This window comes from Sphingomonas pituitosa NBRC 102491, from assembly GCF_001598435.1.
GTDB classification, from domain to species: Bacteria; Pseudomonadota; Alphaproteobacteria; order Sphingomonadales; family Sphingomonadaceae; genus Sphingomonas; species Sphingomonas pituitosa.
This window is the reverse complement of record NZ_BCYY01000027.1, coordinates 1-18,284: the sequence shown is the minus strand read 5'-3', so window position 1 is coordinate 18,284 and position 18,284 is coordinate 1. Positions and strand designations below refer to the sequence as shown.

19 protein-coding genes are annotated in these 18,284 nt (G+C 67.0%); 6 read left to right on the top strand and 13 right to left on the bottom strand.

From position 1 onward, the window contains the following. Positions 1-18: 18 nt before the first annotated feature. Positions 19-450: a VOC family protein gene (locus tag SPI01S_RS18445; RefSeq protein WP_066726168.1), complete on the bottom strand. Its 432-nt coding sequence runs from the start codon at positions 448-450 to the stop codon at positions 19-21. Positions 451-528: 78 nt separating this feature from the next. Between SPI01S_RS18445 and SPI01S_RS18440 the strand changes: the two genes are divergently transcribed. Then, the gene (locus SPI01S_RS18440) at positions 529-1,209 is read left to right on the top strand and encodes a winged helix-turn-helix transcriptional regulator (protein ID WP_066726166.1); all 681 of its coding nucleotides are present in this window, start codon (positions 529-531) and stop codon (positions 1,207-1,209) included. Positions 1,210-1,284: 75 nt separating this feature from the next. Continuing rightward, positions 1,285-2,289 (top strand): cobaltochelatase subunit CobS, encoded by a 1,005-nt coding sequence (gene cobS, locus SPI01S_RS18435; protein WP_066726155.1) that lies wholly within the window; start codon positions 1,285-1,287, stop codon positions 2,287-2,289. A gap of 2 nt (positions 2,290-2,291) precedes the next feature. Here the strand turns inward: cobS and SPI01S_RS18430 are convergent, their stop codons facing one another. The 11 genes from SPI01S_RS18430 to SPI01S_RS18380 all read right to left on the bottom strand — a co-directional run bounded on the left by SPI01S_RS18430 (position 2,292) and on the right by SPI01S_RS18380 (position 13,143). After that, complete coding sequence (locus SPI01S_RS18430) at positions 2,292-3,275, bottom strand: hypothetical protein (protein ID WP_066726153.1); 984 nt, start codon at positions 3,273-3,275, stop codon at positions 2,292-2,294. 96 nt (positions 3,276-3,371) lie between these two features. After that, positions 3,372-3,704 carry a GFA family protein gene (locus SPI01S_RS18425; RefSeq protein WP_066726151.1) on the bottom strand — a complete coding sequence of 111 codons (333 nt, stop codon included), beginning with the start codon at positions 3,702-3,704 and terminating at the stop codon, positions 3,372-3,374. A gap of 50 nt (positions 3,705-3,754) precedes the next feature. After that, positions 3,755-4,438 carry a Fe2+-dependent dioxygenase gene (locus tag SPI01S_RS18420; protein ID WP_066726149.1) on the bottom strand — a complete coding sequence of 228 codons (684 nt, stop codon included), beginning with the start codon at positions 4,436-4,438 and terminating at the stop codon, positions 3,755-3,757. Next, positions 4,432-5,130: a tetratricopeptide repeat protein gene (locus tag SPI01S_RS18415; protein WP_066726147.1), complete on the bottom strand. Its 699-nt coding sequence runs from the start codon at positions 5,128-5,130 to the stop codon at positions 4,432-4,434. Before SPI01S_RS18415 ends, SPI01S_RS18420 begins: the two co-directional genes overlap by 7 nt. After that, positions 5,130-7,556: a TonB-dependent receptor gene (locus SPI01S_RS18410; protein WP_066726145.1), complete on the bottom strand. Its 2,427-nt coding sequence runs from the start codon at positions 7,554-7,556 to the stop codon at positions 5,130-5,132. The genes SPI01S_RS18415 and SPI01S_RS18410 overlap by 1 nt, the downstream gene beginning before the upstream one ends. 228 nt (positions 7,557-7,784) lie before the next feature. Continuing rightward, the gene (locus SPI01S_RS18405; RefSeq protein WP_066726143.1) at positions 7,785-8,054 is read right to left on the bottom strand and encodes a ribbon-helix-helix domain-containing protein; all 270 of its coding nucleotides are present in this window, start codon (positions 8,052-8,054) and stop codon (positions 7,785-7,787) included. Positions 8,055-8,058: 4 nt separating this feature from the next. Then, on the bottom strand, positions 8,059-9,888 hold the full coding sequence (gene cobT, locus SPI01S_RS18400) for a cobaltochelatase subunit CobT (protein ID WP_066726141.1): 1,830 nt from the start codon (positions 9,886-9,888) through the stop codon (positions 8,059-8,061). Positions 9,889-10,069: 181 nt separating this feature from the next. Beyond that, entirely contained in the window at positions 10,070-10,963 is an 894-nt protein-coding gene (locus SPI01S_RS18395; RefSeq protein WP_066726132.1) for an FAD:protein FMN transferase, read from the bottom strand. A gap of 98 nt (positions 10,964-11,061) precedes the next feature. Further along, complete coding sequence (locus SPI01S_RS18390; RefSeq protein ID WP_066726129.1) at positions 11,062-11,946, bottom strand: DUF4198 domain-containing protein; 885 nt, start codon at positions 11,944-11,946, stop codon at positions 11,062-11,064. Between the two features lie 17 nt (positions 11,947-11,963). Further along, a complete protein-coding gene (locus tag SPI01S_RS18385) occupies positions 11,964-12,488 on the bottom strand; it encodes a DUF2271 domain-containing protein (protein WP_066726126.1) in 525 nt (174 codons plus the stop codon). A 10-nt stretch (positions 12,489-12,498) separates the two neighbouring features. Next, on the bottom strand, positions 12,499-13,143 hold the full coding sequence (locus tag SPI01S_RS18380) for a PepSY-associated TM helix domain-containing protein (protein WP_066726123.1): 645 nt from the start codon (positions 13,141-13,143) through the stop codon (positions 12,499-12,501). A gap of 190 nt (positions 13,144-13,333) precedes the next feature. Between SPI01S_RS18380 and SPI01S_RS18375 the strand changes: the two genes are divergently transcribed. The 3 genes from SPI01S_RS18375 to SPI01S_RS18365 all read left to right on the top strand — a co-directional run bounded on the left by SPI01S_RS18375 (position 13,334) and on the right by SPI01S_RS18365 (position 17,061). After that, positions 13,334-14,233, top strand: a complete 900-nt coding sequence (locus tag SPI01S_RS18375) for a pirin family protein (protein ID WP_066726121.1) — start codon at positions 13,334-13,336, stop codon at positions 14,231-14,233. Between the two features lie 104 nt (positions 14,234-14,337). Beyond that, positions 14,338-15,240, top strand: coding sequence for an alpha/beta fold hydrolase (locus SPI01S_RS18370; RefSeq protein WP_066726118.1), 903 nt, complete (start codon positions 14,338-14,340; stop codon positions 15,238-15,240). Between the two features lie 450 nt (positions 15,241-15,690). Beyond that, positions 15,691-17,061 carry an alpha/beta fold hydrolase gene (locus SPI01S_RS18365; protein WP_245653666.1) on the top strand — a complete coding sequence of 457 codons (1,371 nt, stop codon included), beginning with the start codon at positions 15,691-15,693 and terminating at the stop codon, positions 17,059-17,061. A gap of 380 nt (positions 17,062-17,441) precedes the next feature. Here the strand turns inward: SPI01S_RS18365 and SPI01S_RS18360 are convergent, their stop codons facing one another. After that, positions 17,442-17,897 carry a hypothetical protein gene (locus SPI01S_RS18360; protein WP_066726115.1) on the bottom strand — a complete coding sequence of 152 codons (456 nt, stop codon included), beginning with the start codon at positions 17,895-17,897 and terminating at the stop codon, positions 17,442-17,444. 97 nt (positions 17,898-17,994) lie between these two features. Here SPI01S_RS18360 and SPI01S_RS18355 point away from each other — a divergent pair, with 97 nt between their 5' ends. Then, positions 17,995-18,282: a hypothetical protein gene (locus SPI01S_RS18355; RefSeq protein ID WP_157084776.1), complete on the top strand. Its 288-nt coding sequence runs from the start codon at positions 17,995-17,997 to the stop codon at positions 18,280-18,282. The last annotated feature ends 2 nt before the right edge of the window (positions 18,283-18,284 follow it).

Genomic DNA, 18,284 nt, shown 5'->3' with positions numbered 1-18,284 from the left:
GCTCTCCTGCGAGAAGGTTCAGGCGGGCTCCGCCTGGGCCATCGCCTTGGCAGCGGCGGCCATGTCCATGTGGAACGGCTCGAAGATATGCCCATCGGGATCGGTGAAGGTGCGGCCATACATGAAGCCCATGTCCTGCACCGGCCGGATGTCGCCGCTGCCGCCGGCAGCCTCCGCCTTCGCCACCAGCGCATCGACGGCGGCGCGGTCCGCCAGCGGCAGCGCGATCAGCACTTCGGTGACGGCTGCGGCGTCGGCGACCGCGCGCGGCGTGAAGGTCTGGAAGAAGTCGCGGTGGAGCAGCATGAAGGTCAGCGATTCCGAAAGCACCATCGCGCTCGCGGTGGGGCCGCTGAACTGCAGGTTCCGCGTGCAGCCGATGGCTTCGTAAAAGGCGGTCGCGCGCGGCACATCGGCCACCGGCAGGTTCACGAACACGGCGGTCGGCATTGTCTTCTCTCCCCATCGGCGCCGCTTTCGAGTCGCGCCCTGCTTGATTCGTGCCCCCGATGATCCTAAAAAACAACCGTGAAGTTAGAAAATATAACTAAAGCCAAGCGCCGCTACGAAGATGCCTGCGGCACCGCCCTCGCCCTGGAGTTCGTCGGCGAGCGTTGGGCGCTGCTGATCCTTCGTGAACTGCTGCTCGGCCCGCGCCGCTTCGGGGAGATCCGCGCTGGCCTGCCCGGCCTCAGCGCGAACGTGCTCTCCCAGCGGCTGGCAGGGCTGGAGGCGGACGGCATCGTGGTGCGCGAGAAGCTGCCGCCGCCGGCAAGCGTGCAGGTCTATGCGCTCACGCCCTGGGGCTATGAAGCCGAGCCGGTGATCCTGGCGATGGGCCGCTGGGCGCTGCGCTCGCCGCAGCACGACCCGTCGCTGCCCTTTTCGCGGGTGTCGCTGATGCTCGCGCTGCGCATGCTGATGCTGCCCGACAGGGCGGCAGGCTGGGCAGGCAGGATCGGCTTCCGACTGGGCGAGGAAACCTATCTCGCCACGATCGCGGACGGTGCGTTCGGGATCAACCGCGGCACGCTGGCCGGTGCAGAGGCCGTCTTCGTCGGCGAACCCAATGATTTTCTGCCGGTGCTGTTCGGCACCATGCCGCTGCCCATGGCGATCGCCGAGGGCCGGTTCGTCGTCGAAGGCGATCTGGCCCGCGCCGCCGCCTTCGCCGCGCTGTTCCTGCTGCCGCCGAAGATCGGCAGTTGACCCTCCCATAAGGACATGCGGTTGCAGTGCGGCAAACAAGCCACTAGGTCCGGGCAGACTCAAGGATTCAAGACCATGGCCGATATCCCCAACACCCAGCCCGACAGCCGGGACTCCACGATCCTCGCCGCGCCCGACAAGATGGTGAAGGTGCGCGACCTGTTCGGGATCGACATCGACATGGAAGTCCCCGCGTTCAGCGAGGCGGACGAGCGCGTGCCCGATCTGGACCCCGCCTATGTGTTCGATCCGGACACCACGCTCGCGGTGCTGGCCGGCTTCGCGCACAACCGCCGGGTGATGATCCAGGGCTATCACGGCACCGGCAAATCCTCGCACATCGAGCAGGTGGCGGCGCGGCTCAACTGGCCGTGCATCCGCATCAACCTCGATGCGCATATCAGCCGCATCGACCTGATCGGCCGCGACGCGATCGTGCTCAAGGACGGCCAGCAGATCACCGAATTCCGCGAAGGCCTGCTGCCCTGGGCGCTGCAGACCCCGACCGCCTTGGTGTTCGACGAATATGACGCGGGCCGCCCGGACGTGATGTTCGTGATCCAGCGCGTGCTGGAGACCGAGGGCAAGCTGACCCTGCTCGACCAGAACCGGGTGATCCGCCCGAGCCCGTGGTTCCGCCTGTTCGCCACCGCCAACACGGTGGGCCTGGGCGATACCAGCGGCCTCTATCACGGCACGCAGCAGATCAACCAGGGCCAGATGGACCGCTGGAACATCGTCGTCACGCTCAACTATCTGCCGGCGGCCACCGAAGCGCGGATCGTGCTCGCCAAGTCCGGCGAATATGACAAGCCGGGCGGCAAGGAGACGGTGGAGAACATGGTCCGCGTGGCGGAACTGACCCGCCGCGGCTTCATCAACGGCGACATCTCGACGGTGATGAGCCCGCGCACCGTGATCACCTGGGCGCAGAATGCGCTGATCTTCGGCGACATCGGCTTCGCCTTCCGCCTCTCGTTCCTCAACAAGTGCGACGAGGCCGAGCGCGCGCAGGTGGCGGAATATTACCAGCGCGTGTTCGGCAAGGACCTGCCGGAAAGCGTGGTCGGGCGGGTCTGAGGCTATTGGGTCCCGAGCCGCCAGCGCAATGCGCGGACGAACGGCTCGGGATCGTCCAGACGGAACGCAATGGCGCGGTGCGAGCGCCTGCCCGGCAGCGGATCGTGCAGCCGCAGCACCAGGTTCGGCCAGGCGAGCAGTCCGGCGTTGAGCGTCGCCCTGTCCTTCACCAGCGCGGAGTCGAAACGGGTCTCAAGGCCGGCGATCGTGTCATAGGGCACGAAGCGATCGATCAGCAGCCCGGTGCGGATCCGCACGCCCTCCGGTGTCAGCAGCACCGGGCGCAGGCGGAACGACTTGATCAGCGCGATCATGTAGACCAGCCCGACATCGCTCACCACGAACAGGACATAGGCGGCGACTGGACTCCAATGGGCGAGCAGCAGATGGTGGATCGCAACCTCGATCGCCTGCAGCGCCAGCAAGGTCACCGCCATCGGCGTCAGATGCCGGTGATAGGCATGGCCTTGGCACCCGGCCGGCACATCGGGCGCTGCCCCCCAGCGGAACAGGCCGAGATGGAGCAGGTGCAGTTCCATCGCCGCGAGACGCACGAGCGCCGGCGGCAACAGCTCGGAAAGGGCGGCTATCCAGCGCCCCGCTTCCGCCCGCCGAAAGCCGTTCCAGGCCGCGTACAGGCCCCAGACGAGATGTGCCGCGAGCACCACGCCCATGGCCTCCGCCAGCATCGGCAGGCTGAGCAATGCCCCGCGCACTGCCGGTGGGGCAGCGACCAGCACCGCGAAGACGGCGAGCGCCAGTCCCGCGACGACCTGCCGCGGCGCCGGCCGGCGCCCCGGCGCGCGCGCCATCAGCGATAGGAGTCGGCTGTCGCTGGCGATCCACAGGAACAGGATCCCGGCCGCGAGGGGATGGGCCGCCGCGAGAGGCGTCCGCACCGCCCATCCGGCGAGGAACAGGAGCGCGAGCGGAAGGAGCCGGGTCCAAAGGTCCGAACGACGGATCGCGAACGGCATGGCGGTCATCGGCTTCCCCCAGGATGCGGCGGCCGGTCATAACATGACGCGGGGCGATCCGCAGCTCTCATATCCACAGCAGGTACAGCGATGGCGTCCGACGCGTCACGCCGCGTTATCGAACTTCCGCACCTCGACGGCCGCTTCGTCGAAGCCGTCGAGCAGCCGGGCATTGATGCCCATTTTCCCGAAATCCTCGCCCAGCGTCGCCCAGTGCGTGCCGCAGCCGCAGACCGGGCAGTGGTGGATGCCGATCATCCGGTCGCCCCAGACATAGGCGACCGTCTCGCCGGTGATGCGGACCTGCGCGGGCGGGTAATAGGCCGTGCGCCACGCCGTGCGGCGGCAGAGCGAGCAGTTGCAGTCCGCCACCCATGCCGGCGCCTGCGGCACCTCCAGGCGCACCCTTCCGCAATGGCAGCTTCCGTGAACGCCCATGGGCAACGTGTAGCCGATCGGCACCCGGGCGGGCAACGCGCCCTCGGGCGTTATGCGTCCGCCCAGCGGCGCAGCAGATTGTGGTACACCCCGGTCAGTGCCACCACCTCGGCATGGCCCTGCCCCAGATCGCCGGCCAGCGCCTGGATCGAGCGGTCGAGGTCGAACAGGATCCGCCGCTCGCCATCGTCGCGCACCATCGATTGCAGCCAGAAGAAGCTCGCGGTGCGCGCGCCGCGCGTCACCGGCTCCACCCGGTGCAGGCTGGACGAGGGGTAGAGGATCGCATGGCCCGCCGGCAGCTTGACGCTCTGCTCGCCGAACAGCCCCTCGATCCGCAGCTCGCCGCCGTCATAGGCCTCGGGCGGTTCAAGAAACACGGTCATCGACAGGTCGGAGCGGATGCGGAAGTCGCTGCCGCGCTGGATGCGGATCGCATTGTCGACATGGCGGCCGAACGCCTGCCCGCCGGCATAGCGGTTGAACAGCGGCGGGAACACCTTGAGCGGCAGCGCGGCGGCGACGAACAGCGGCGAGCGGGCCAGCGCATCGAGGATCATCGCGCCGGCCTTGCGGTGCGCCTCGCCGCCTTCGGGCAGCTGTTCGTTGCGCTTGGCCAGCGCCGATTGCGCACCCGAGGTGACGTTGCCGTCGACCCATTCCGCCGCATCGATGATGCCGCGGATCTGCGCCACTTCGGCGGCGCTGAGCAGGTCGGGAATGGGGATCAGCACAGGTGGGACTCCAGCTCCGGCCAGGGCGAGCGGCGAAGCCAGTCGCGGGCCTTTTCAACGAACGCCGGGGTCGCCGTCTCGCGGCAGCGCGTCAGCCAGTGCGCCGCGGTGTCGAGCAGCCCGTCGCCCGCCAGCATGCGGGCATGGTTGAACGCGCCGCGGAAGTCGCCGCCCTCGGCCGCGCGGGCATAGCAGGATGCTGCCTTGGCGAGATCCTGCGGCACCACCCAGCCATCCTCGTGGAAGCTGCCGACATAGTTGATCGCCTTGGCATTGCCCGTCGCCGCGGCCTTTTCGAACCAGGCGAGCGCGGCGGCCTTGTCCTCGGTCAAGCCTTCGCCCAGCGCCAGCGCCGTCGCGTAATTGTACATGCCCCAGTCGAGCCCACGCTCGGCGGCGACGCGGAAGCATTCGGCGGCGCGGACCTTGTCGACGGCCGTGCCCCAGCCGAGATCATAGCAGCGCCCCAGCATGTTGAGCGCCATCAGATGGCCCGCCTTGGCGGCCCGTCCGAACCATTCGAAGGCTTCGGTCGCGCGGCCCTTGTCGAGCAGCATCTGCCCCCACACCGCCTGCGCCTCCGCGACGCCGGCTTCGGCACCTTCGCGAATCAGCGCCGCCCGCCCCTCCGGCGAACCGGAGAGGCGGGCGGCGACGTCGTCGGCGCTGAGGGCATCGAGGCCGACGCGCATCAGTATTTCACGGTGAGCGTCGCAAAGGCCGAGCGGCCCGGCGCGATCGTTGCATAGTGCGAGGTATAGGCCTGGGTGAAATAGGTCTTGTCGGTAAGGTTCTGGATGTTGGCGCTTACCCCGATCTTCGGCGTGAACTGGTAGGCGAGCCGCGCATCGAAGCGCCAGTAGGACGGCACCGAGCGGACGAGCACCTTGGTCGCCGTGGTCTGCGTGGCGCTGCGGTTGTCCTGATAGCCGCCGATCATGGTGCTGGCATAGAAGGCACCCCCGCCGAAGCTGAACTTGCTGGTCGGCTTCACATCCGCCCACAGCGTGAAGCTGTCCTTCACCGTCTGGGGCGCCTGGCGACCGGTGTTGACCGACGGGGCCGTGATCGTGCCGAGCGCGACGAAGCCGCCGTCGACGATCTTCGGATCGAGGTGCGTATAGCCGCCGAACACCGTCAGCCACTTGGTGACGTTGCCGTTGAAATTGAACTCCACGCCGCGAATCCGCCGCTTGCCGATGAACTCCACCGTGTTGTTCGGGCCGTTCACGCGGGCATTCTGGGTGTCGGTCTGGAAGGCGGCGGCGGTGAGTGAGAGCTGCTCGTCGAACAGGTTGGCCTTGGCGCCGACCTCGTAGGACTTGGTCTTCTCCACCTTCAGGCTTTCCAGCACGGCGGCGGCGCTGACGTTCGTGCCCAGGCCGTTGCCTTCCTGGCCCTCGCCCACCAGGCTGTTCGGCGGCGTCGCGGCGGTGGCATAGCTCGCATAGAGGCTGGTGTTGTGCGTCGGCTTGAACACCAGGCCGGCCTGCCAGTTGAACAGGTTGTTCGTCTTGCTGAGCTGGAAGGTGCTGGTGGCGGTGGCCGCCTGACCCGGCGTCACGGTCGACTTGAAGCGATCATAGCGCACGCCGAGGTTCAGGATCAGCTGCGGCAACAGCGTGATCGAGTCGAAGCCATAGACGGCGACGGTGCTCGCGTCATTCTGCGTCTCGGTGATCGGCGCGCCCTTCACGATCGGGGTCTGCACCGTCGAGGTGTCGCTGGCATAGTTCACCCAGGGCTGCTGCACGGGGTTGAAGACGCTGGTGCAATAGAAACGCGCGATCGTCGCGGCATTGCAGCGGGGAGTCGCGCCGAAGCCGCTGGAAACCACGAAGGTGCCACGCCGCGCCTTTTCCCAGCTTACTTCCACGCCGGTCGAGAAGCTGTGCTTGATCGAGCCGGTCTCGAACGTGCCATAGAGATCGGTCTGGTTGCTCAGCGTCTGGGTGTAGCCATAGCGGGTGTTGGCGCGCTGCCACACCAGGCCACCGGTCAGCACGTCGCCGCGCGTGGCGGCCGCGCCGGTCGCCGGGGTGGCCGAGGTGCCGTAGACATTGCCCTGGCTGTCGTCGGGCAGGGTGAAGATATAGGCCTGGTCGGTATAGCTGAAGCGCGCGGTGTTGCGCAGCGTGATGCCGCCGAAATCATGCTCGGCGCGCAGCGTCGCCTGGTGCGTGGTCGCATCGCGGAAATCGCGCGCGGCGATGCCGTAGTAATTGCTGCGATCGACGCGCCCCTTCACCCCGGCGATGGTGGTGAAATCACCCATGACCGGCTGGCTCATGATCGTCCCGGTGCCCGGCGCATTGGCCAGCGTATAGGCATAGGGGATCCCGCTGTCGGGCAGCTCATGGCTTTCGAGATAGTAATAGGACGCGGTCAGCCGGGTGTTGGTGCCCATGCCGATCGTCACCGACGGAGCAACGCCCCAGCGCCGCTGCCAGATTTCGTCGCGCCCGGCGACATCCTGGTCGTGCCACAGCGCCGCGATGCGCACGCCCACCTTGTCGGTGAGCTTGTGGTTCACGTCGAGCGTGAAGCGCTTGAAGTCGGCGGTGCCGACGCTCGCCGCGCCCGCGACGAAGTTGCCCTCGACCGGAAGCTTCGAGATGATGTTGATCGACCCGCCGGCGCTGCCGCGGCCGCCCAGCGTCGAATCCGAACCGCGGACGATCTGCACCTGTTCGGTGGCGAAGACTTCGCGGGTCTGTGCGCCGATGTCGCGCACGCCGTCGAGAAAGGTCGAGCCCTGGCTGTCGAAGCCACGGATGAACGGGCGATCGCCGATCGGGTTGCCGCCCTCGGCCGCGCCGAAGGTGATGCCCGGCACCGTGCGCAGCGCATCGGCGAGGCTGGTCGATCCGGTCTGCTCGATCACCTCACGGGAGAGCACGACCACCGAACGCGGCGTATTGACGACCGGCGCCACCGCCTTGGGGCCAACCTGCTCCCGCACCGTCTGGCCGGTGACGATGATCCGGTCCTGATCATCGGAATCCGGGCCGGCACCGTCCGGATCGGCATGGGCCGGCGCGGTGGCGACGAAGCCGACGCAGGCGAGCGCGAGGAAGGCAGGAACGCGGCTGGACGAGGCAGAAGAGGAAGGACGCAACGCAGGAACCCCCGGTATGATTGTTACGGGCCTGCTATTGCGAGCGCCTCGCAGAGTCAACGCTAATGCGAGCGGTTTGCAAAATTATCCTGCGGAACGGTGGTACGCCTATTTGGATAAGGGATCTCGGCGGCTCTAACCAATATAGAGGGGTGGCAGGGATACAGCAGGCTGCCGCGCCGATAGTCGCCTTGTCTCGAAGAAGATCGGCTCGGGTGACGACCGAAGCTATGCGCCAAGTTCACGATGCCCCTGCGCCATCAGCCAGGTGCGAATCGCGCTGGCCAGGTTGGGCGGATCGTCCGCGCCGATGCGGCTATGGTCGATCGCCGCGACCAATGCGCTCAGCGGGAGCGCAGCCTCCACCGCCGCCGCCTCCAGCGCCGCCCAGAAGATCGGCTCCAGGCTGATCGAGGTCGGATGCCCGGCAATGGTGATCGAGCGCTTCACCGGCCCGTGAAAGCCCCCGGGCGGCGGCACGATCTCCAGCGCCGCCACCGCGTCACTCGCTGTCGAACAGCGCCGCCAGCTGCTCGACCATCGTGCCGGCCAGCTGCTCGGCATCCATGATCGTGACGGCGCGGCTGTAATAGCGGGTCACGTCATGGCCGATGCCGATCGCCGCCAGTTCCACCGGCGAGCGCGCCTCGATCCAGCCGATCACCTGGCGCAGATGCCGCTCCAGATAGGAGCCCGAGTTCACCGACAGCGTCGAATCGTCGACCGGCGCACCGTCCGAAATCACCATCAGGATCTTGCGGTCCTCAGGGCGCGCGATCAGCCGCGAATGCGCCCAGAGCAGCGCCTCGCCGTCGATATTCTCCTTGAGCAGCCCTTCGCGCATCATCAGCCCGAGCGACTTCTTTGCGCGCCGCCACGGCTCGTCGGCCTGCTTGTAGATGATGTGCCGCAGGTCGTTCAGCCGCCCGGGCTGCGCGGTGCGGCCCTCGCCCAGCCATTTCTCGCGCGACTGGCCGCCCTTCCAGGCGCGCGTGGTGAAGCCCAGCACCTCGGTCTTCACGCCGACGCGCTCCAGCGTGCGCGCAAGGATGTCGGCGCTGATCGCCGCGATCGAGATCGGCCGCCCGCGCATCGACCCGGAATTGTCGATCAGCAGCGTGACCACCGTGTCCTTGAACTCGGTGTCGCGCTCGATCTTGTAGCTGAGCGACTGCATCGGGTTCACCACCACCCGCGCCAGCCGCGCCGCGTCCAGCAGGCCTTCGTCCTGGTCGAAGTCCCAGCTGCGGCTCTGCTGCGCCATCAGCCGACGCTGCAGCCGGTTGGCGAGCTTGGTCACCGCGCCCTGCAGATGCACCAGCTGCTGGTCGAGATAGGAGCGCAGCCGCTCCAGCTCATCGGTGTCGCACAGGTCGGTGGCGGCGACGACCTCGTCGAACTGGGTCGTGTAGGCGCGATATTCGAAGCTCGGCGGCAGGTCGCTCCACGGGCGGTTGGGGCGCACCGGCATCATGCCTTCGTCGCCCTCATCGCCGGGCTCGCCGTCGCCGTCGTCCATGTCCTCGGACTGCTGGTCCTGGTCGCCGTCCTCGCCCTGTTCGGACTCGCGCTGCTCGCCGCGCGCCTCGGTCTGGCCCTCGCCCTGCTGCTGCTGGGCCTCGCCTTCTTCCTCGCCCTGTTCCTGCTGCTCTTCCTGGCCCTCGTCCTCGCCGCCGCTTTCATCGGCTTCGTCGGGGACCATCTCGCCCTCGGTCAGCTCCAGATCGTGGAGCAGCTTGGCGGCGAGCGCGGCAAAGGCGTTCTGGTCGTCGATCGCCATCGCCATGGCGTCGAGATCGGCACCTGCCTTGTCCTCGATCCAGTCGCGCACCAGCGCAAGGCCGAGGGCGGCGCTGGACGGCGATTCGCGGCCGGTCAGCCGCTCGCGCACCATCAGGCCGAGCGCCGTCGACAGCGGCACTTCGTCGCGGGTGCGGGCACGGCCGATCGGGTCCGAGCGCAGCCGCATCGCCAGCGCCTGCTCCAGATTGTCGGCGATACCCGCATAGCCGCGCGAGCCCAGCGCCTCGACGCGGGCGGTTTCGATCGCGTCGTACACCGCGCGGGCGACCGGCTCGCGCGGGGCGGTGCGGCCATGGAGGTTCGCGTCGTGATGGCGCATCCGCAGCGCGAAACCGTCGGCGAAGCCGCGCGCCTCGGCCACCTGCTCGGGCGGCAGCGTGCGCGAGGGCATCGGCACCTTTACCGTCTTGCCGCTCTGGAACGGCGCGTCGGCGGTGAAGCCGAATTCGAGTTCGTCGGCACCCGAAAGCGCGCGCGCGGTGCCCGCGAGCACGTCGCGAAGCCGATCGAGGGGAGAGTCCTGCGCCATCGCTCCCACATGCGCCGCACGGGGCAGATGTCAAGGAAAGCGCGGCACGGGTGACCGAGGGGGAAGGTTCGGCTGCCGCACCACGCCGTCATGGTCACGCCCGTGCAGCCGGGGTTCCCAGGGGCCGTTGCGGCGCAACCCCACCCAGGCGCGGCGGGTGCGGATCTTTACCGGGAGGCCTTCAGCCGAGCATGGCTTGCAAGGCGGGGGACATGCGCTCGGAAAAGGCCGTCTCCTCCCGCGTCACCATGTGGACGGCGAGCGCCTGCTGCTCGGCGACGATCATGCCGGCGGGGCCCAGCACGGTGAGGGCGGTCGCCCAGGCATCGGCGAGCATCGCTTCCCGGTGCAGCACGGAAACCGACACCACCTGATTGTCGATCGGCCAACCGGTGCGCGGGTCGATGCTATGGGCGTAGCGTCGCCCGTCGCGCTCGAAGAAGCGGCGATAGTCGCCCGAGGTGGCGACCGACAGGCCGTGGAGCGCGATGCGGACCGGCGCCAGCGTCGATTCCGGCACCGGCTCCAGTTCGACCCACCAGGGCTGGCCGTCGGGCTTGATACCCGCGCCGCGCAGCTCGCCGCCGATCTCGATCAGAAAGTCCTCGATGCCGAGCGCGACGAGCCGCTCCGCCACCGCATCGACGGCATAGCCCTTGGCGATTCCGGAAAGGTCGATCTGCACCGCCTCGCGCCGGCGGATGCGGGACTGGTCGCGGTCGAACTCCAGATGCCGCGCGCCGGACATGATCTTCGCCTCGCCGATCGCATAGGCGCTGGGGACGTCGTGGCGCGTGCCCGCAGGCCCGAATCCCCAGAGATCGGCAAGCACGCCGGCGGCCGGGTCGAAGGCGCCGCGGCTCGCCTCGTGCACCGCGAAGGCGGCATCCAGCACCCGCGCCGCCTCGGGCGACAGCGGATGCCAGTGGCCAAGCATCCCCCGGTTGAACCGCCCGATGCGCGAACCCGGCTCCCAATGGCTGAACTCGGCGATGATGCGCATCAACACGCGCTGCACCGTCTCGCGCACGTCCTCCGGCGGATCGACGACGACCAGCCGCCAGGTGGTGCCCATCGTCGCGCCGCCAAAGGTGGCGACGGGCGCGGCCGATCGCCGCCGGTGGAACGCCGCCGGCGAAAGGCTCTCGGGAACAGCAATGCGAACGTCGGCGATCAGGGTGCCAGTACCTCCAGCGTGGTCGTGTAGCTGACGCGGCGGCCGGAGGGAACGCCGCCCATGCCCTGCGGCGCGCCCTGCGCCGGACGTGCGCCGGCACCCTGCGCCTGCGGGCGTGGCCCCTCGCCTTCCGGCTGCGGCGCGTTGGGCGTGACGTTGATCCAGTACATGCCGGCTTCCGGCCACTTGATGGTCACCTTGCCCTGCAAGTCGGTACGCTGCTCCATCTGCTTCGGCGCGGCGCGATAGCGACCGTTGCCAAGGATGGTGGTGACGTACAGGCCCGAAGCCGGCTTGCCGTCGAGCAGGAACTGGAAGGTCGCGGGCTCGTCGGCGACCAGGTCGTTGGGGTGCGTCACCGGCACCAGCTCGATGCCCTGCCCGGTCGGCTTGAACACGGTGCTGGTCGGCGCGCCCTGCGTCACGAAGATCTCGTTGCGGGCGAGCATCTCGCTGGTCTGCACGTCGGTCGCCCCGGCCGGGATCGCGCTGGCAAGCTGGGCCTTGGTGGTGCCGCGCGGGATCATCTTGGTCTCGCCGTTCAGCGTGTAGCGGCCGAACACGCCCTGGTTCACCACCGCGATGCGATAGGTGCCCTGCTGGGTCAGATGCACGTCGAAGGTCGCGCGGAATTGGCCGATATTGTGATGCTCGGCCTTGCCCTCGCTGCCGTCGGGCTGGGTGATCGCGGGAATCACGCCCAGCGGGCGATGGTCGAAATAGAACAGGTCGTTCGACACCGCGGCGTCGACCGTCACCCAGTTGTCGGTGCCGGAGACGACGGTGGACGACGGCAACAGCCACATGCGGTGGGCGATGGCGGCCGGCGCGGCGAGCGCAGTGACGGCGGCGAGCGCGAGGAGCGGCTTGCGGTACTTCATGATTCTGGATCCCCCGATTAGCGCTTGAGCGTGAAAGAAACGGCGCCCAGTTCGGTCGCCCCCTTGGCCGTGGCGGTGGCGCTGCTGCCGTTCCAGGCGAAGGGCAGGCGCACGACCTCGCGGCCGCCCACTTCGCGCGCGGCTTCCACCACCAGCGTATACTGGCCCGGGGTGAGCGCCGGCATGCCGCCCTTGCCCGCCACCAGGCGCTGCTTCTGCACGCCGGGCGCGCGAGTCGCGCCGCTCACCCCGTCGGCCGGGAAGCTCATCGTGCGGCCCGAGGCGCGCCACCACTGGCGCAGATCGTGCAGCCACTTGGTGCCCTCGCCGCCGCGCTTGTCGACATCGTACCAGACGGAGAGCGTGCGGGGCGCCTGCCCCTCCTTCTCCAGCCACACCGCCACATAGGGCTTGTGATATTCGGCGACGCGAATCCGCGGCAACTCGATCGACAGGTCCATGGTCTGCGCCGCAGCCGCGTTCGGCAGCAGCGCGCCGGCGCCGAGCGCGGCAGTGGTGAATGCGGTCAGGCGAAACTGCATGAAGCCCCCTTTAGTGGATCAGGAACAGCGCGATCAGCGCGGGAATGGCGAGCCCGGCGGCAACCAGCGGCCAGGTGCTCTTGCGATGCTTGGAATGCATCCACAACAGCACGAGGCCGGTCAGCGTGAACACCAGGCAGGCAAAGGCGAAAATGTCGATGAACCATTTCCACGCGGTGCCGGCGTTGCGGCCCTTGTGGAGATCGTTGAGGTAGGCGATCCAGCCGCGCGAACTGACTTCGCTCGTCACCTTGCCGGTCTCGCGCTCGATGGCGATCCAGCCGTCGCCCCCCGGACGCGGCTTGGCCAGGTAGATCTCGTCGGCGGACCATTCGGCGACGCCGTCGGCCGGCATCTTCAGGGTGCTCTGCAGCCAGCCGGCGACGGGGGCGGGCAGCGGCTGCTTGGCATCGGGCTTGTCGTCGGGCTGCACCAGCGGCAGCAGCGCGGCCGGCAGCTGGGCCGCACGATCCACCGTCTGCGGCGCGCCCTCGATGTCGGCGGCATGGTTCAGCGTGAAGCCGGTGATCGCGAACAGCAGCAGCCCGATCAGGCTGATCGCCGAGCTCATCCAATGCCAGGTGTGCAGCTGCTTCAGCCAGAAGCTCTTGCGGCTGCGCTTGCGCGGGGCAGCGGTCGGGGACGGGGCGTGCATCGGGTGGCGGCAATCTCGGCTAGGGTCGAGCCGCCGCGATAACGCGAACGATTCGCAATTACAACGTTCGAGTTGTAACAGACTGTACCGGTCTGCCGGAAACGCTGCGTTGACGATATCATCCCCTGGTTTGGCTGGGCGCGCCGGCCGCGAGCGGCTATCCCGGCACCAGCAAACACGGAGACCGACGATGCGCGATGACCTGGTGATCCAGACGATCGAGCCGACCACGCACGACCTGGGCGGTTTCAAGGTGCATCGCACCCTCCCCTCGCGGCCGCGCACCATGGTGGGGCCGTTCATCTTCTTCGACCAGATGGGCCCGGCGATCCTCGACGTCGGCACCGGCATCGACGTGCGCCCGCACCCGCACATCAATCTCGCCACCGTCACCTATCTGTTCGCCGGCGCGATCGACCATCGCGACTCGCTCGGCACCTTCGCCACGATCGAGCCGGGCGCGGTGAACCTGATGACCGCCGGCCACGGCATCGTCCATTCCGAGCGATCGCCCTCCGCCGAGCGCGAAAAGGGCCCGGAACTCAGCGGCATCCAGACCTGGCTCGCGCTGCCGGAGGCGATGGAAGAGAGGGACCCCGCCTTCGAGCATGTCGCCGCCGCCGACCTGCCGATCGTGGAGGCGCACGGCGCCCGCGCGCGGGTGATCATGGGTGAGCTGTGGGGCGTATCCGCCCCTACCACCACCTATGCCCAGACGATCTACGGCGACATCGCGCTGGACGGCGGCGCGAGCATCCCGATCGATGCCGCGGCCGACGAGCGCGCGCTGTATGTCGCGACGGGGGATGCGAGCCTGGACGGCATGCCGCTGGTGCCGATGACGCTCTACCTGCTCCGCCCCGGCATCCGCGCGACGCTGCGCTCCGAACGCGGTGCGCGGGTGATGTTCTGCGGCGGCGAGGCGTTCGCGACACCGCGCCATGTATGGTGGAACTTCGTCAGCTCCAGCCGCGACCGGATCAACCAGGCCAAGGAAGACTGGAAGGCCGGCGCATTTCCCAAGGTTCCGAACGACGACAAGGAATTCATTCCGATCCCCGAAGTACCTAAGACGGTTAGTTACCCCTAAGGTTTCCTTGGCTTGCGGCCTGTGCGCAACCGGCGCATGGAAGGGTCAGGGCAGCGGCCCGGGCGGCGCGGGGGCAGCGTCGACCGGGCAACAGGGAGAGCCTAGTGACTGCGATTCGACAGACGACTATACCCCTTTCCACGGGGGTCGCCCTGAATGTCGCGCTGGCGGGAAATCCTTCCAATCCACCGGTGATCCTGCTGCACGGCTTCCCCGAATCGCATCGCACCTGGCGGCATCAGATCCCGGCGCTGGCCGAACGCTATTTCGTCATCGCCCCGGACCAGCGCGGCTATGCCGGCTCGGCCAAGCCCGACGGGGTGGAGAGCTATGCCGCGGACAAGATCGCCGCGGACCTGTTCGCGCTGGCGGACGCGCTGGACATCGACCGCTTCACCCTGGTGGGGCATGACTGGGGCGGCGCGATCGCCTGGATGGCGGCGCTGCGCGAGCCCAGGCGTGTCGCCCGGCTGGCCATCGTCAACGCGCCGCACCCGCAGGTCTTCCAGCGCAAGCTGTTCGACGATCCCGGCCAGCGCCGCGCCAGCCAGTATATCCGCTTCTTCCGGGAGACCGAGCTCGATCGCGCGCCGGACAAGACCGCGCTCGAACAGTTCCTGCTCTCGCTGTTCGGCGAGCACCTCCAGGTGACGGTGACGCCCGAGGAAAAGGCGATCTACCTCAACCAGTGGAGCCAGCCCGGCGCGCTCACCGCGATGCTCAACTGGTACCGCGCGACCCAGATCGTGGTGCCGGCGATCGACGAGGATCTGCCCCGCCCGGCGTGGATCGACGGCCCCTTCCCGCTCCAGCCGCAGCCGACGCTGGTGATCTGGGGCATGCGCGATCGCGGCCTGCTGCCCTGCCTGCTCGACGGGCTGGAGACGCTGATCCCCGACTACACGCTGGCGCAGATCCGCGACGGCGGCCACTTCGTGCCCTGGGAGAAGCCCGAAGAGGTGACCGCCGCGCTGGTGGAATGGCTGGAGCGGCGCGGGGCGAACTAGGCCTGGGACTCCTGAAATTCGGAATAACCGAAACCGCCCAATGTCGGCCGTTCAGGTCTTAGACTCGCGATCCCAAAAGCTGTCGATTGTTGAGCGGGGCCAGTCCCGAATTCTCATGCCCGAGGCGCGATTTGAGGAAAGAGCAATCGGGAACATGTCGTCGGAAAGCCCCGGCGGAGATACGGCGCGTTTTGTGCCGGTGACGGTCGTCCCGTTGGAGGCTCGTTTTTGGGAAGCTCAAGTACACCGCAACCAAACCAAAAACCTCCGGCTCATGGCGTGCCAGATATGGGTGTACCGGCATGGATTGCATGCGCATGGATAGCTGTGTTACGTATGTAATACGCAGTGAGCCTGTCTTGATGGATGCGCCGGTGTGTAGCGCGAAGGCGGCGCGGCAATGACTTTGGGGGTATGATGTACAGATCGGGTGTCGGCGGTGGCGTTCTCATGTTGGCCGCCTGCATCGCCACGCCGGCCATCGCCCAATCTTTCAAGCCGTGCGACGATGCGCAAAGCGCCCCCCTGCTGGCCGGCTCCCTGTGTGCTTTCGCCAAAGCGCCGCTCGATCCCCAGGTAAAGAACGGACCAGAGGTCGAGTTGTTCGTCCGCAAGTTTCCCGCACCCGTGCCACGCCGTCGACACGGCGAAATATGGCTCGCCGCTGGCGGTCCGGGAGAGGCTGGCGCATCGTTCTATCCGGTCTTGCCGGTGCTGCGGCGTGCGTTTCCCGACTATGATCTGATCATCCCCGATCATCGCGGCACCGGTTACTCTGCCAAACTGTGCCCGGCGCAGGAAGCGGCGGACAGCCCGGCGGGGATTTCGCTGGCAGGGGACGAATGGGCTCCCTGTCTTGGCTTCATGCATGCCAATGCGCCCAGATCGCGTGCCTTTACGATCACCAACGCTTCGCATGATCTGTCGGCCCTCATCTCCCGATATCGACAGCCGGGCAGGGTGTATGTGTACGGTGTTTCCTATGGCACTCAGCTGGTTCTGCGGATGATGCAGACCGCGCCGGTCAGGCTGGACGGCATCATCCTCGACGGCATGGTGCCCGCGGAAGCGGATGCGTCGCTGGACCTCAGCCACCGGACTCAAGTGGTCGATGCGGTCGGCCGGGCGACGCTTACGGCCGATCAGGTTGATCGATATCGTGCGTTGCTCGCGCAAAAGGAGCCGGCATGGATCGGCGATGTGCCCGGGCGCGATCTTCGCCGCTTTATGGGCCGACTATTGAATTTCCCTCAGCTTCGCGCCCGTATTCCCGCGATCATTGACGGGCTGTCCCGAAACGACAGAGCGCCGCTGACCCAGGCCGTGGCTGCCTTGCAGGTAGAACTGGCGCAATTGAACGCCTTCCCGCAATCCCCCCCTTCGTTGCCGCTGGTCATGCTGATAAGCGGATCGGAGAACAATGTACGAAGAAACCTCACCACGGCCACGGTGGCGGACGAAGAGAAGGGCGCGTTGTTCACCAGTCCGTTACCGGGCTTTCTGGTAGGCACGCCGGTGCCGCTCTACACGCGAGACGCCTTTCACGGGCAGGTTCCCCGGCACCTGCCGCGCACCCTGGTAATACAGGGAACACTGGATCCCAATACGCCCTACGATGGCGCAAAGGCGCACGCCAGGATACTATCGGCGGCGGGTGAAAGGATCACTTTGTCGACCGTCGAAGGCGGCGCACATTTTCTGGCGCTGGTAGCGCCTGATTGTTTCGTAAAGGCAGCGTCCGCCTTTGTCGGCAAGCGAATGCCCCCGGCACGGTGCTTAACGGGCACGCCACCAGCCGGCGCGGCCCCTCCCGCAAACTGACGGGCGTCGAACCCTTGCGCGACGAGCGCTGACGGTCTCGCTTCCCCCTCCCTGAACGGGTTCTAAGATGGCATGGGTTTTCCCGTTTCATCATACCAATGGGGAAGCGGTTTCGGTTACATGCGTCCACTCCCGCGATCCGATGGACCTATGTCAGCGCCAGCACTGCCCAAGCGAAGGCTGCCGGAGCCTCCTGGGGCAGGTTATGCCCGGCACCTGGTACGTTCCGCAATTCGTACGCGCCGCTGAAGAACGGCGCTTCCTCATCGACGGCTTGCGGCGGATCAACGCCGTCCGTGTGTAAGCGTCCGACCAAGGCCGTTTGAGGAAAAGTGGCCTGTCCGTTCTCGCCCCAATTTCGGACGTTCGAGGACGTCGGTCTACCTGTCCGTCGGGCGGTCTAACTTCCTAGCGATGAACGCGGCCCCGATTAGTGCGAGCACGAAGGGGACACCGACGAAGAATGGCAGGAGTCCGATTGACAGAGCCGCCGCGGTCCAGCGCTTGTCCACCATCGCTTGCTCAGCGGAGTAAAAGCCTCCGAAGTAGAAGTAAGACAAGACGAACAGCGACAGTGCGAAGAGAGTGGCTGCGGTTCCGGTCCGGGAACGCTCATTTAGCTTTGCGCAGATCAGCGCTGCTGCACCATACGGCGCAAAGAGAAGAACGATGCCAAATACCGTGAGAGATGCCCATTCGAGGTGCTGAACGAACGCCTGTCCAATCGACAGGTCACTTACGGCCGTTTTCGCGAACATATCTGACCCGGTCACGGCGATGACAAACGCGAGGACAGCCAGAAGCAGATATGACCTCAATCTCATGAGGCAGAGCATATATCAGGGATGTCCGCTTTCCACCAGAATGCGAGATTCCGCACTGGCGGCTCCCGCCCAGTTGCAGACATTTGAAACGAGCCGCAAAAGCGACAGCATGAACGAGCCTCACGAAGTTTTCGAGCATCTCATCGCCCTGCGAGTGATCCTGCTCCGAGAGTGGCGGAGCGACCTCGCGAGAAGCGTCGAAAACATCCTCGCCATCTTGGATGAGGGGCAAGCGGGCAGCCTCAACGAAGCTCAAGGAGCTTGGGCGGCAATGATGAAGTTCGCACGTGGAATTCCCGATTTCGGTGTTTGGCGCGAGAATCAGGAAGACCGACTTCGCTTGAACGCCGAGTTAGATCGTCACCTTCAAGCGATCACTCGGGCCTTTGGCGAATGACC